Consider the following 14,466-nt stretch of genomic DNA (forward strand, 5'->3'; position numbering starts at 1 on the left):
ATCAAATATACGGAATGTTGTCTTTTATGTCGGTAACCGGATGATGAACTCGGTAAATTCACCTTCCGCCGTCTCGACGGTTAGTTCGCCACCGTGGCCTTTCGTAATAATGTCGTAACTAAGCGACAACCCCAGGCCGGTGCCCTGCCCGGTCGGCTTGGTGGTGAAAAAAGGCTGGAAGATTTTAGTCAGCACCGATTGGGGGATGCCGCAACCGTTGTCGCGTACCCGGATTTCGATGGCCGTGGCGTCCAGGCGTCGCGTACTGACCTGCACCGTTGGCTGGTAACCTTCCAGACCGGTTTTTCGTTTCTGTTCGGTGGCGTAAAAGGCGTTGGTGAACAGGTTTAGCAAGACGCGCCCCAAATCCTGCGGGACCACCGAAACGCGGCCGAGTTTCTCGTCAAAATCCATGACCATCGTCGCGTTGAAGGATTTGTCGCTGGCCCGCAGCCCGTGGTACGCCAGCCGCAGGTATTCGTCGGCCAGGTTGTTGAGGTCGGTGGGTTCGGGCTGGGAGGTGCTGCTGCGGGAGTGTTGCAGCATCCCTTTCACGATCGAGTCGGCCCGTTTGCCGTGGTGCGTGATTTTTTGCAGATTCTGGGCAATGTCGGTCAGAATTTCGTCTTCGAGTTCCAGATCCCGATCGTTTTTTTTTCGTTCTTCCCTCAATTCTTCCACCAGTTCGACCGACACTTCCGAAAAGTTATTGACAAAATTGAGTGGGTTCTGGATTTCGTGGGCAATTCCGGCGGTCAGTTCACCGAGTGAGGCCATCTTCTCGCGCTGAATGAGCTGATCCTGCGTGGTTTTCAGTTCGGCCAGCGTTTGCTCCAATTCCTCTTTCTGGCGGGTCAGTTCGGCGGTGCGTTCGGCCACGATCTGTTCGAGCATGACGTTCTGGCTGGCAATGATCCGGTTTTGCTCTTCTTCCTGCTGGCGTTTCTGGCGTTCTTTTTCGAGGGCTTTCTGTTGTTTCTGGCTGCTGAGCCAAGTGGCAAAAAGCCAGACGAAGGCAAAAATCTCGGCAATCTCGACGATCTCGTTGATGGAGTTGTAAAAATCCCGGCTGATCAGCCGCGCGATGTCGCCGAACAGCGAAATCGCAATGTAGGGGCCGACGGCCAGCCAGACGTTCCGAACCGGCCGGAAGTCTTTCAACAAATAAGCCGCTCCGACCAGCCCCAGCAGCAGCAGGTGCCAGAGCCATTTGATGAATCCGGTGTCGGTTACGGTATCGGCCACCAGCAAGCCCGTAGCCACATACTGGACGATAACCAGAATCCGGTCCCATTCCGGAAACCGCACGGCGGTCTGGAGCGCGGTACGAATGTACCGAATCATAAAGAAAGCAATCAGAAACGACCCTATTTCCATGGATATGCCGAAAAGCCGGTTTGTACTGTACGGTTTGGTGGTTCAAATTACGGTTTACCCGGTAGACTTACAATCATGTACCCACGGACTTTAGTCCGTGTGAGCTTAGCTAGTCCAATAGTTGATACCAACTTAAAGGTAACTCTAGCTTACACGGACTAAAGTCCGTGGGTACGGTTAAGATTTCCGGCAGGAAGGATTGCAGTTTTGGAGCGAATATCGAATATTGAACGCTGAATGTCGAATAACGAAGTTGAAAGTTGATTACAAAAACAAAGCTATGGAATACAGACAATTAGGTGCTTCGGGGCTGAAAGTCCCGGTACTGAGTTTTGGAACGGGGACGTTTGGGGGCGGAACCGAATTTTTTAAAGCCTGGGGAACGACGCAGGTTGATGAAGCCACTCGGATGGTCGATCACTGCCTGGATGCCGGGCTAACGCTGTTCGATACGGCGGATGTGTACTCCAAAGGGTTATCGGAAGAAATTCTGGGGCAGGCGCTGGCGGGTCGGCGCGACAAGGCATTGATTTCGACCAAAGCAACGTTTCGAATGGGCGATGGCCCGAACGACTACGGTTCTTCGCGGTTTCGGTTGATCAAATCCTGCGAAGACAGCCTGCGCCGGTTGAAAACCGATTACATCGACCTGTATTACATGCACGGTTTCGACGGCAACACGCCCGTGGAGGAAACCCTGAGCGCGCTGAACGACCTGGTGCAGAGCGGAAAAATCCGGTACATCGGCTGTTCGAACTTTTCGGGCTGGCATTTGATGAAATCGCTGTCGGTGTCGGAGCGGTATGGCTGGTCGCGGTATGTGGCGCATCAGGCGTATTATTCGCTGCTCAGCCGGGAGTTCGAGTGGGAGTTGATGCCGCTGGGACTCGATCAGAAGGTCGGCACGGTGGTCTGGAGCCCATTGTCGGCCGGACGGCTGGGGGGCAAATACCGCCGGAACAACCCGGCACCCACCGACAGCCGGATTGCGCAGGGTGGGGGCGAAGGGCCGGTAATTCCGGAAGATTATTGGTTCGGCATTGTAGATGTGCTGGATGAACTGGCCGCCGAAACCGGCAAAACCGTCGCGCAGGTGGCTCTGAACTGGCTCCTGCAACGGCCCACGGTGTCGAGTCTGGTTATCGGAGCCCGGACCGAAGAACAACTGGTTGAAAACCTGGGCGCGGTGGGCTGGAGTCTGTCGCCGGAGCAGGTGGCCCACCTGGATGCCGCCAGCGATAAATACCCGATTTATCCCTACTGGCACCAGCGCAAAAACCCGGATCTGAATCCGCTTCCGGTGTGATGTACGGTTTACGGTTGTTAGTTTACAGTTTACAGTGGCTGGCGCATTCGACAAGCACGCGCCAGCCACTATAAACTGTAAACTCCAAACTGGAAAATTAATGCCGCAGCGACGTCTGGACCAGATTCGAAGCGGCTTTGGCGATGATCTTTTCGTCGGCTGCCAAGATGATGCATTCGGCGTGAATGATGTTTCGTCCCGCCCGTACAATCCGCGACTGGGCCGTCAGCACCTCGCCCAGCCGGGCGCTGTGCAGAAAATCAATGGTCAGATTGACCGAGGTGTAAACAAAATCGCGGCCCAGTGCATACACCGTCGAGCCGATCAGATCGTCCATGATGGCGGCTGCGGAGCCGCCGTGCAGCATGCCCATCGGGTTGGTCATATCCTCCCGAACCACATACTCGACGGTCAGCGAACCTTCCTCGGCAGCCCGAACCGTGCCGTTGAGCCAGCGCCCCAGGGGCGATGGACTTTCCCGGAGATCCTGGTCGATCAGGGAACGGAAAAATTCCAGCCGGGGATTGGTTTCAGAAGGAGACATAGCCGATAGAGTTTTTGGCAAAAATAGCATTTAACCAAGCCGAAAACCGCCCAATGAAGTAGAATCTGTGGATTTTCTTGGGAGGTAGCCGGACAAGTGTTACTTTTGAGCGTTTTTGTGCCTAATACGCTACCCCCACAAATGAATTATACGCTTTCCCACATTCCGGAACGGACCGTCAAACCGCGTCAGCACGGCCTGACGATGGTGATGGACAAGGGACTCAGTATCCGGCAGGTCGAGGATTTTCTGTCGACATCGGCCGAACATGTCGATTTGGTAAAACTGGGCTGGGCTACTTCCTTCGTCACCCCCAATCTGAAAGAAAAACTGGCTGTTTACAAAGATGCGGGTATACCGGCCTACTTCGGCGGGACGTTGTTTGAAGCTTTTGTCGTTCGCAATCAATTTGACGACTACCGACGGCTGCTCGATACTTACGGCCTGGCGTTTGCCGAGGTATCGGATGGGTCCATCGAGATGAAACAGGACGTTAAATGCGACTACATTCGTCAGTTGGCCCAGCAGGTTACCGTGCTGTCGGAAGTAGGTTCAAAAGACGAGGCCAAGATTATCCCGCCGTATAAATGGATTCAGTTGATGAAAGCCGAACTGGAAGCCGGGGCCTGGAAGATCATCGGCGAAGCCCGTGAGGGCGGCACCGTCGGGTTGTTCCGGTCGAGCGGGGAAGTCCGGCAGGGACTGGTTGAAGAGATTCTGACGCAGATTCCGTCCGAAAAAATCATCTGGGAAGCCCCCCAGAAGGAACAGCAGGTCTGGTTTGTCAAACTGCTGGGTGCCAATGTCAACCTGGGCAATATTTCACCCAACGAGGCCATTCCGCTGGAAACCATTCGGTTAGGGCTTCGCGGGGATACGTTCACCCACTTCCTGAGCGACCTGGGACTGAACGGTTTTGGAACACACCATTAATTAACCAAGCCACTCATACTCATGGAATTTCTTCAGTCGGTTCTCGACTTCTTTTTGCACCTCGACAGGCACCTGGCCGACATCATCAACGAATACGGGACGCTGACATATGCGATTCTGTTCCTGATCATCTTCGTGGAAACGGGCCTGATTGTCATGCCGCTGTTGCCTGGCGACTCGCTGCTGTTTGCGGCCGGAGCGCTGGCGGCTTCCACCGGGGCGCTGGACGTCAAACTCATGATTCCATTGCTGATTCTGGCAGCTTTGATGGGCGACAATGTGAACTACTTCGTGGGGAAATTTCTGGGAAATCAGATCAAGATGCGGGAGCGGATTCTGTTTTTCAAGCGGGAATACATTACCGAAACCGAAAACTTCTACCAGAAACACGGCGGTAAAACCGTCATTATGGCGCGCTTTATCCCGATTGTCCGGACCATCGCGCCCTTTGTCGCCGGAGCCGGAAGCATGAATTACACGAAGTACATCGGCTACTGCGTGGCCGGGGCTATTTTGTGGGTCGTAGGCGTCACGATGCTTGGCTATCTCTTTGGCAATCTGCCTATTATCAAAAATAACTTCGAACTGGTGATTTTCGGAATCATCGGTCTGTCGATTGCCCCGATCATCTTCCAATACCTCAAAACCAAACTGCGCCGGGTTACGGCTTAATCCTGTTTGGATGAAAACTTTATCGGGCGGGTTGTTCAGGATGCTGATCGATCCGCCCGTTTTTTTGCGTACGTTGAAATCCTTCTGAATCAACTAAGCTTTCTGGCGATGCAACGACTCGTTTTACGACTTATCGCAACCAGGTAGGCACATGCAATTCCGGCCCATCCTTTTTACAGGATCGGTTTCATCAATCGGCAGAAAGAGAGGGCGGTTTTCAGGCGCAACAGGGCGTCCGGCAAGTCGTGTAATGTTCAGACGGGGAAAAAGCCGGTCGGCCGGAGAAATCAGGGAATTCTGCCCGGCTAACCGGCTCCCAATGCCTAGCGAACCAGTTTCACGTTCTTGGCATTCAATCCTTTTGGACCACGTTCGACCTCGTAGGTGACTTTGTCACGCTCCCGCAGTTGATCCTGGCAGGCTGATACGTGAACGAAGATGTCTCCACTGGCGTCATCGGGTACGATGAACCCGAATCCTTTGTTTTCATTAAAAAACTTAACGGTACCCGTTGGCATGATTTCAAAAAAATAAGATTAAGCTGTAAGGTACTGTTTCTTCCCGGTAGTTGGTGCAGTTGGGCCAAAAAATTATGCTGAGGAACCCCAAATGGCCGGAACGGTCTCCATCTTCTTACAGACAAGTTAGCGCTTGTCAATCAGTAATTTCGTTCTGTAGTCACCCTTTGTTGGAACCGTTTTGGTATCGGACCTTGCTCTTTTCTTATTAAAATGGTCGTAGTATTACTGCAAAAAATGATACTTTGTGCACGGATTCAGTGACATACCAACCTATACTAAGAACTCAACGATGAAACGGTATTACCAGACGGAAGAGGATGTTGGCTTGTTTCAGCGCTTACAACGGGATGACCAGCAGGCGTTTGAAGAAATTTATTACCGCTACTTTCTGAAATTATCCAATACGGCTTTCAAACGACTACAGAACCGAGAAGTCACCGAAGAAATTGTTCAGGAGCTGTTTGTGAATCTCTGGCTGAAACGGCACCGGTTTCCCGAACTGAAAAACCCCGAAAGTTACCTGCAAACCCTGTTGCGCAACGCCGTCATCGACTGGTTCCGGAGCCAAACCCGGCAAGGCACGCTGGCCGCCGAATGGCTGGCCCAGCCGGACTACCAGATCGCGAATGCGACCGAACAGCAAATTTTCTACGCTGACTTGCAAAGCGCTTACGAATCCACTGTTGGGCAATTACCGGATAAATGCCGCCAGGTTTACCGGCTCCACCAGCAGGGGCAGTCCGTAGCCGAGATTGCTGAACAGCTTCACATTGCCCCTAAAACCGTAGAAAGCCATCTGTTGAAAGCCCACACGACCTTGCGGCATCTGCTGAAAGACTACTCGGCCGTCACCGTTGCGCTGTTTAACTGGCTGCTTGTTTAGGGAGCCGAGGGGTGATGGATCAATTAAAAAATTTAAAAATTAATCGTCTCGACTAAGGTTTTCGCCGGACTTGTTCGTCTTAGGGGTATGGATTGGATTTTACCATCATAATCTAGTATTCCGGTCAGCATGGAAAACCGCTACCCTTCCCCCGAACTGCTGGAAAAATACCTGGCCGGTCGCTGCTCGCCCGAGGAAGCGCGTCAGGTCGAAGCCTGGTATGATTCGTTCGACAACCGCCCCGACTTGACCGAACGGCATCCGGAAACGCAGGACCCGGCCTATGCCCGGGACCGGTTGCAACAACTCCGGCAGCGAATCGAAGAAGCCGCCGAGCACCGGCCCGTTCGTCGGTTGTGGCCCGGCAACAGCGGGTTGTGGGCCTTGAGTGGTGTGGCGGCTGTCGCAGCCGTTGTGCTGGTGCTGGGAATCTGGCCCTTTCAACCACCCCAACGAGCGAAGAGACCGGTTGAGGTGCCTGCTCTGGCTACGCTGGAAAACACCGGCAAAACGATTCGACGTCACGAACTGACCGACGGCAGTGTGGTCTGGCTGAGTCCGGCCACGCGGCTCCGGTATCCCCGGCAGTTTGCGGCCTCGGTTCGGGCCGTGCAGTTGGAGGGGGAAGCTTTTTTTGAAGTTCGCCGGGATACGGCCCGCCCTTTTGTCATCCAGACCGGGAAGTTAAAAACCGAAGTGCTGGGAACGACCTTCAACGTCCGGGCCTACCGCAACAGCCCGCGCTTTGAAGTCTCGGTCGTGACCGGCAAAGTAGCGGTTAGTGTGGCCAACGAGAAGAAAATTCTGCTGACGGCCCGGCAACAGGCGGTTTTCAATCCCCAGGCCGAATCGCTGGCAAAAACCGGCTTGCCCCGCCTGGCCAAGCCCAAACTCTGGGAGCCGACCACGATTGCGTTTGAGTGGGCCTCACTCCGGCAGGTGGCCGATGCGCTGGAGGAAACGTTCGGCATCCAGGTTCATTTCCGGAATCCGGCCTTGCAACACTGCAAACTCCGGGCAGACTTCACCAACCTCCGATTGCCGGTTATCCTGAATATACTCTGCAAAACAACCGATGCTTCCTATACCATCAACGGGCGGCAAATCGAACTCGATGGACCGGGTTGTCCGTAAGTGCTTTCGTTTCAATACCCAACTATCTAACCTGTTTCACTACTTGCTGTTATGAAAAATCTACCCTACGCCCCGCCGGGCGGCATTCGATCACCGTTCCGGTTGACGCTTGTCCAACTGCTGCTGGTGACGGTGCTTTCGTCGGCGTCCCTGGCCGGTCATCGGCCCGGACAGGATGAACTGAGCCGAAAAGTGGCCCTGAAAGTGGAGAATGTAACGCTGCGGGAAGCCCTGATGCAACTCGAACGGAAGGTGAACATCAAGTTTGTGTTCAGTAGCCGAATCGTTCAGGATCAGCGCGTTAGCTTCCAGGCGCAAGGCGGCCGGTTGTCCGAGGTGCTGGACAAGTTGCTGCTGCCCCTCGGTATTTCGTATGAATTGATTGATAATCAGATTGTCTTGTCCCGGAAAGATACGTCGGCTACCGAACCGGCGGCTTCACCGGGTACCGAAATGGCGTCGGTGAGCCAACCACAGGTCGTGGTGTTTACGGTTCGTGGTGTCGTGAAAGAAGCCAACGGAACGCCGTTGCCGGGCGTGAACGTCGTCGAAAAAGGGACGACCCGGGGCACCAATACTGATGCCAACGGCGCGTTTCAACTCGATGTTACCGACGGCAACGCCACGCTGGTGTTCAGTTCGATCGGGTACGCCCGGCAGGAGGTAGCCGTCGGTAACCGGAGTTCGCTGGAGGTAAACATGACCTCCGACGACCGCAGCCTGGAGGAGGTGGTCGTGATCGGGTACGGAACCGTCAAGAAAAGTGACCTGACCGGGTCGGTGGGGGCCATCAAAGGTGAAAAACTGCTCGACCGGCAGGCGACGAACATCGGCCAGGCGCTTCAGGGCCGGATTCCGGGCGTCGATGTGGCCGTGATGTCGTCGGCACCCGGTTATCAGCCGCGCGTCCGGATTCGGGGGGTCGGCTCGATCAACTCCAGCCTGGAACCGCTGTACGTCGTCGACGGCATCATCGGCGTCACCAACGCCAACCTGATCAACCCGAACGACATCGAGTCGCTGGAAGTGCTGAAAGATGCGTCGGCCACGGCCATTTACGGCGCACGGGGGGCCAACGGCGTCATCATCATCACGACCAAACGCGGCAAATCAGGGCAGACGCAAGTTTCCTACGACACCTGGGGTTCGTACGTGACTCCGGCGAAATACTTGGGAACGCTGTCGTCGGAAGAATTCATGTACGTATACAACAAGGCGTTCGACAACGCGCAGAAATACGACCCCCAGGGCTTTGCCGACGGTAAATACGTTCGAAACGATCCGAAAGACTTCCCGAATCTGTTCGATGCGAACGGAAACCCGTTGTATAATACCGATTGGGAACGGGAGATTTACCGGCCCGCCTGGTCGCAAAACCACGAGTTGGGGGTTCGGGGTGGAAGCGAAAAGACTTCTTACAGCTTTTCGCTGGGCTACACCGATCAGGGCGGTTTGATGCGAAACTCCTGGTTTAAGCGGTATTCGGCCAAGTTCACGCTGGACAATGACGTGCGGAAGTGGCTGAAACTGGGCGGGAGTATTTTCTTGAACCGGACCAACCAGCGCGAAGTCGACGATGCCTCCGGCGGTTTGAACGTGCCCCGGATGGTGATGGAAGGGCTGCCGATTCTGCCGATTCAGTACCCCGACGGAAGCTGGGGCCGGAACAAAGACTGGCCGGGCATGGAAGGGGGCGAAAACCCGGTTCGGATTACGGAACAACGGCAGCGCATCAACCCCAAAAACCAGATTCTGGGGCAGATTTATTCGTTGCTGACCTTCACGCCGGAACTGTCGCTGCGGAGCAATTTTGGCTACGAACTGAAATTCGAGAAAAATAATTACTACTCCGGTCGTGACCTGAATGCCTTGTCGGCCGACCAGAAAGGCGTGGCCGACATCTGGAGCAACCAGGAATATTACTGGCAGTTTGAGAATTACCTGAACTACAACAAAACCATCGGTACCGACCACACCATTACCGGATTGCTGGGGCTTTCGTGGCAGAAACGGTCGTGGGAGCGGTATTTGGCCGCAGCGCAGAACTTCATCGACGACTTCTGGGGCTGGCATAACCTCGGCGTGGGAACGAGCCTGCAAAAACCGTCTTCGGAAGATCAGGAGTGGTCGCTGAACTCCTATTTTGCCCGGCTGAACTACAACTTCAAGGACAAGTACCTGGTCACCTTTACGGGCCGGTACGATGGGGCGTCGAAGTTCGGGGCCAACAACAAATACGCCTTTTTCCCCTCAGCCGCCGTGGCCTGGAACGTTAGTCAGGAAGAGTTTCTGAAGTCGGTTTCGTGGCTGTCGAACCTGAAACTGCGGGCGAGCTACGGAAAAACCGGGAACCAGGAAATCGGGCAATACCGCTCGCAGCAGTTTCTTGGCACGGGCGATGTGCTGCTCGGGGGCGCGCGGCAAACCGGCATCTGGCGGAGTTCGTTCGGGAACCCGGATTTGCGCTGGGAATTCACCAACCAGTTGGACATCGGGGCCGACATCGGTTTGCTGAATAACCGCATCGACCTGACCATCGACTACTACCACAAAATCACCAAAGACCTGTTGCTGGATGCTCCCATCCCCTGGTCGACCGGCTTGAGCGGGGTCACGCAGAACATCGGTTCGGTCGAAAACAAAGGGCTGGAAGTCGGGATTAACAGCCGGAACATCGCCACCAGTAACTTCTCGTGGACGACCAACCTGGCTTTCTCGACCAACCGCAACAAGATTCTGAAGCTGGGCGTCAACAACGACGACATTTTCCCCGGCCCGTGGTTCCTCGGCCAGACGAACATTCTGCGCGTGGGCCAGCCCATCGGGACGTTCTGGGGCCGTAAGCGGCTCGGCACGTTCAGCACAGCCGAGGCCGATCTGGCGGCCAAGTACAACCGCCTGCCGGGCGACATCAAATGGGCCGATCTGAACGACGACGGCAAGATCGACGGCTCCGACGAAACCATCATCGGGCGGGCGTATCCGAAGTGGAACCTGAACGTGGGCAACACCTTCCAGTTGGGCAAGTTCGACCTTTCGTTCGACATCCGGTTGGTGATGGGCGTCAATACGGTCAATGCCACGAAGCACTCCGTGGAAGACCGGCAGGCCATCGCCAGCAGCTCGCGGAGTGTGCTCGGGGCCTGGACGCCCGAAAACCAGAACAGCATGATTGCCGAAATTCGCCATTACAATGCCGGGTACGACACGGCGATGGACGACTGGTGGATGGAAGACGGTTCGTTCGTGCGGGGGCAGAACATCGTACTGGGCTATTCGCTGCCCACGAAAATCGGAAGCCGAATCAACCTCCAGCGGCTGCGGGTGTACGCCAGCGCGCAGAATTTCTTCCTGATTTCGAAGTATTCGGGTTACGATCCGGAAGCCATTACGGGTTTTGCGGGGCAACTGATCCAGAACATCGAGTTCTTCCAGTATCCCCGACCACGGACGTTTAGCCTGGGGCTGAATTTGCAATTTTAAACCGTTTAACGTTTGAGGTTTAACGTTTAAGGCCCCAAAAACCGCCTTGCGTTAAATGGCAAACTTTCCTTTATGAAAAAGCAAATCATTTATACGCTCGTGGCCGTTGGTCTGACGCTGACGTCCTGCGAGGATTTTCTGAAAGAAAACCCGACCGGCTCGCTGACGACCTCGTCGAATGTATCGAGTCCGGAAATTGCGCGCGCCTTTGTCGACGGGGTGTATTCCAACCTCACCACCTGGAACAACGGCGGGGGCGGCTGGGGTGGCAACAACGCGTCGTTGCTCGAATACCTGACCGGCAAGGCCGACGGCAACTCCCAGACCGAAGCCTTCAAATTTTACAACCTTGAGTACGATGCGCGGGCGTTTTACATCGACAACTGGTGGTCAGGCATGTACTCCGGCATTGCCCGGGCCAACCTGGCGATTCAGAAAATCGGCGAGATTACGACGCTCCCGGCTGCTACCAAAACCAACATGATTGCCGAAGCCAAAACGCTACGGGCGTTGTATTACTTTCAGTTGGTGCGGATGTTCGGGGATGTACCGAAAATTACGACGCTCATTTCCGAACTGGGCGATGTCCAGACTCCCCGCTCGCCGGTGAAGGAGATTTACGACGAGATTATCATCCCGGACCTGCTGGAAGCCGAAAAATCGACCCTGCCTTGGCGCGATACCGACGGGCGGATTTCAAAAGGAGCCATCAAGTCGATTCTGGCAGATGTGTACCTGACCTACGCCGGTTTTCCGGTTCGCGGGGGCAATCAGGCGTATGCCGAGTCGGCCAAACGCTCGAAGGAGGTGCTGGATAATGGCTCGTACACCCTGTTTCCGGAATACACGGACATGATCCTTCCGGCTAACCGCAACCAGAAGGAATTTATTCTCCAGGTGCAGCACGAGAAGGATATCCGCAACAACGGCATGACACCCGTGACCCTGCCGACCCTGCGCGGGATTGCCCAGTATTCCGATGAATACGGCGGTTTGACACCCCGGAAGGAGTTTGTCGAAAGCTATGAGAAAGGCGACAAACGGGTGGAGGAAAAGCAGTTTTACTACACCTTCTACAAAGGCCACCCTTCGGATTACCCGCTGGGCGACCCGCGCCGGGACCGGCTCGATCTGGGCGGGTATTACATCTACAAGTTTTTCGACAAACAGGCCATCGACAACGACGCCAAAGCCAACATCAATTACACGATTTATCGGCTGGCCGATGTGATGCTGCTATACGCGGAGGCTTCGAACCGGGCCGAAGGCGGCCCCAATGCCCAGGCGCGGAAGGCGCTCAACGACATCCGGGCGCGGGCCAAACTGGCCCCGGTGACGGCCACCAGCGTCGATGCCTTCGAGCAGGCGGTTTGGGCCGAGCGGTATTTTGAACTGGCGTTTGAGAGCAAAATCTGGTTCGACATGATCCGGACGCGCAAGGTGCGCAACGACGTAACCAAACGCTGGGACGATTTTGTCGGGCACACGACCATTTACGGAAAAACCTTTACGGAGAAGCAGTTGTTGCTACCCATTCCGAAGCGGGAAATCGACAACAACCGCAACCTGACGCAGAATCCCGGTTTTTAAATGCCCTTACCTTTCCATTCCTAAACCCAGCCCCGCCCGGTTCGTCCGGCGGGGTTTTCTTTTTCGGGAATGAAGGGAGGGCGGTTTTAAAAGAAAAACCCTGCCCGAGTCTAAACCGCTCCGGCAGGGTTACCAGCTACCATCTTACTCAAACACACTCAACACTAAGTGGTTTATCAGTTTTAAGTTTACGGTTTATAGTTTCGTGCAGCTAACTAATTGTTGTTCACTACCAATCGGTTAGCGCAGAAAACGATAAACTATGAACCATAAACTTTTAACCGACTATCTAATTATCCGTATCCGAAACCTGGGCTTCCGGAGTTTCCTCTTCCTTTTTCGTATCAGCTACCAGATCGCGCTTTTCGATGTATTCCAGCAGTTGCTGCACGTTCTTGTTGGCGGGGTCCAGTTCCCGCGTTTTTTCCAGATACGGCACGGCTTGGGCAATGTCTTTTTCGCGGTAGAGCTGGTAGCCGATGTAACTATTGGCTTCGATCAGGTCCTTTTTAGACACTTTGGTCGAATCGGCATTTTCCAGAAAGGCCTGGTAATAGGCAATCGCCCGCCGACCAGCGCTGTCGTCCTGCATGTACCGATTGACCCGCGCCCGCCAGAACGGTCCCCGGTCGTAGGTCGGATTGACCTCCGTCAGTTTGGCAAACGCCGAGTCGGCTTTTGGCAGCATGGTGCTGTCTTTGTTGATCGAAAAGCCAAAATAGGCGCTTCGCCCGACGTTGTAATAATCCTGTCCCAGCACCCGCTGCTTGTGGTCTTCTTTCCACTGGATGCTTTTTTCGTAAGCCAAAGCAGCGTCCCGGTAATCTTTCAGGTCCTTGTACTCAATCAGCGCAATTTCGTCATAATAGTTTTTTGAACTATCGGTCGTGGCTTTGGTGAGGTACTCCACGGCCAGCGAATCGCTGATGGTGGTGGTGTCGGCGCGGTTGGCGTAGGCCCGGCCCAGGGCGGCATAGTCCATCGTAAACAGTTCGTCTTCTTTCGATGAGTTCAGGACTTGTTGCATCAGTTCCAGGGCTTCGTCGTACTTCTTGAAGTCGTCGGTTACGTAAGCATATGCATACATGCGCCGGATGGCGTTGCTGTTTTCCAGGAGCGACTGGTCTTTGATTTTCGCCAGATAATCCATCATGTTTTTGTAATCTTCGCTCAGAAAGGCCAGCTTGGTGTAGCGCAGAATGGTTGAGTCCGATGGCTCGGAATTATCGACCATCTTTTTGTAGTTGAAAGCCGCCGACCGGTAATTGCGGCTCAATGAATACAGATCCCCCAGGTTTTCATAAGCCGGTGTATAGGTGGAATCGACGCCGAGGGCTTTCACGAAATAATCGCGGGCAGTATTGTAGTTTTTGGAACCTTTGAAAATATAACCGATCTGCGTCAGGGCGTAAGGCCGTTGTGAGTCGATCAGCAGGGCCGACTCGTAGGCCGAAACCGCATCACCCCCCTGGTTTTTCAGCCGCAGGGCATCGCCTTTGGTAACGTAATAATCGGCTTTTTTATCCACTTTTTCGTTGCTCAACACCTTGTCGATCAGGCGCAGGGCTTCGTCGGGGTTGCGTTTGCCGTCGATCAGAATGTTCAGGTCAGCCAAGCGGTGTAACCAGTCGGGATGCTTGCGTTTGGCTTTTTTCTCCGCTTCGGCCCAGCGGTTTTTGGCTTCGTCGGTCTGGCCGCGCAGCAGCGCCACTCCGCCCAGGCCGATCTTGTTCAGGTAATCTTTTTTATTCAGATCAACGCCCTTCTGAAAGGCCATCTGGGCCGAATCGGGCTGGTTGGTTTGCAGGTAATACCGGCCCAGAAAGAAATAAGAATCGGGTGAGGGCTGGCTGGTGGCTTGTTGCCGGAGCAGTTGGCCAGCCTGTTGCGGCCGGTTGGACTGAAAATGAGTCATGGCTTCGCGGGTAACCGCATCGACGGTTTGGGCTGAAGCGCTGGCAGGAATCAGGACGGTTCCCAACGCCAGTATGGAAAAAAGGCTGTAAGTTTTCATGCCGTTGAT

General features: G+C 54.5%; 11 protein-coding genes. 7 read left to right on the forward strand and 4 right to left on the reverse strand.

The window, feature by feature from the left end; translation table 11 throughout:
- Window positions 1-24 precede the first annotated feature (24 nt).
- Window positions 25-1,344, reverse strand: coding sequence for a sensor histidine kinase (locus tag ACO2Q8_RS11315; RefSeq protein WP_423344920.1), 1,320 nt, complete (start codon window positions 1,342-1,344; stop codon window positions 25-27).
- A gap of 313 nt (window positions 1,345-1,657) precedes the next feature.
- On the opposite strand from ACO2Q8_RS11315, the gene ACO2Q8_RS11320 reads away from it, so the two are divergent.
- Window positions 1,658-2,683, forward strand: coding sequence for an aldo/keto reductase (locus ACO2Q8_RS11320; protein ID WP_423344921.1), 1,026 nt, complete (start codon window positions 1,658-1,660; stop codon window positions 2,681-2,683).
- A 97-nt stretch (window positions 2,684-2,780) separates the two neighbouring features.
- On the opposite strand, the gene ACO2Q8_RS11325 is transcribed toward ACO2Q8_RS11320, so the two are convergent.
- Window positions 2,781-3,227 (reverse strand): PaaI family thioesterase, encoded by a 447-nt coding sequence (locus ACO2Q8_RS11325; RefSeq protein WP_423344922.1) that lies wholly within the window; start codon window positions 3,225-3,227, stop codon window positions 2,781-2,783.
- 141 nt (window positions 3,228-3,368) lie between these two features.
- On the opposite strand from ACO2Q8_RS11325, the gene ACO2Q8_RS11330 reads away from it, so the two are divergent.
- The gene (locus ACO2Q8_RS11330; RefSeq protein ID WP_423344923.1) at window positions 3,369-4,160 is read left to right on the forward strand and encodes a phosphosulfolactate synthase; all 792 of its coding nucleotides are present in this window, start codon (window positions 3,369-3,371) and stop codon (window positions 4,158-4,160) included.
- A gap of 21 nt (window positions 4,161-4,181) precedes the next feature.
- Entirely contained in the window at window positions 4,182-4,832 is a 651-nt protein-coding gene (locus tag ACO2Q8_RS11335) for a DedA family protein (protein WP_423344924.1), read from the forward strand.
- A 323-nt stretch (window positions 4,833-5,155) separates the two neighbouring features.
- Here ACO2Q8_RS11335 and ACO2Q8_RS11340 read toward each other — a convergent pair whose 3' ends face one another.
- A complete protein-coding gene (locus ACO2Q8_RS11340; protein WP_134030664.1) occupies window positions 5,156-5,350 on the reverse strand; it encodes a cold-shock protein in 195 nt (64 codons plus the stop codon).
- Between the two features lie 292 nt (window positions 5,351-5,642).
- Between ACO2Q8_RS11340 and ACO2Q8_RS11345 the strand changes: the two genes are divergently transcribed.
- From ACO2Q8_RS11345 to ACO2Q8_RS11360, 4 genes are all read left to right on the forward strand, one after another.
- Window positions 5,643-6,236: an RNA polymerase sigma factor gene (locus tag ACO2Q8_RS11345; RefSeq protein WP_423344925.1), complete on the forward strand. Its 594-nt coding sequence runs from the start codon at window positions 5,643-5,645 to the stop codon at window positions 6,234-6,236.
- A 129-nt stretch (window positions 6,237-6,365) separates the two neighbouring features.
- Entirely contained in the window at window positions 6,366-7,370 is a 1,005-nt protein-coding gene (locus ACO2Q8_RS11350; protein ID WP_423344926.1) for a FecR family protein, read from the forward strand.
- Window positions 7,371-7,421: 51 nt separating this feature from the next.
- Window positions 7,422-10,853, forward strand: coding sequence for a SusC/RagA family TonB-linked outer membrane protein (locus tag ACO2Q8_RS11355; protein WP_423344927.1), 3,432 nt, complete (start codon window positions 7,422-7,424; stop codon window positions 10,851-10,853).
- A 72-nt stretch (window positions 10,854-10,925) separates the two neighbouring features.
- Entirely contained in the window at window positions 10,926-12,443 is a 1,518-nt protein-coding gene (locus ACO2Q8_RS11360; RefSeq protein ID WP_423344928.1) for a RagB/SusD family nutrient uptake outer membrane protein, read from the forward strand.
- A 289-nt stretch (window positions 12,444-12,732) separates the two neighbouring features.
- On the opposite strand, the gene ACO2Q8_RS11365 is transcribed toward ACO2Q8_RS11360, so the two are convergent.
- On the reverse strand, window positions 12,733-14,457 hold the full coding sequence (locus ACO2Q8_RS11365) for a hypothetical protein (RefSeq protein WP_423344929.1): 1,725 nt from the start codon (window positions 14,455-14,457) through the stop codon (window positions 12,733-12,735).
- Window positions 14,458-14,466 lie beyond the last annotated feature (9 nt).

Origin of the sequence: Larkinella sp. VNQ87 (assembly GCF_049445795.1) — a bacterium.
Classification (GTDB): domain Bacteria; phylum Bacteroidota; class Bacteroidia; order Cytophagales; family Spirosomataceae; genus Larkinella.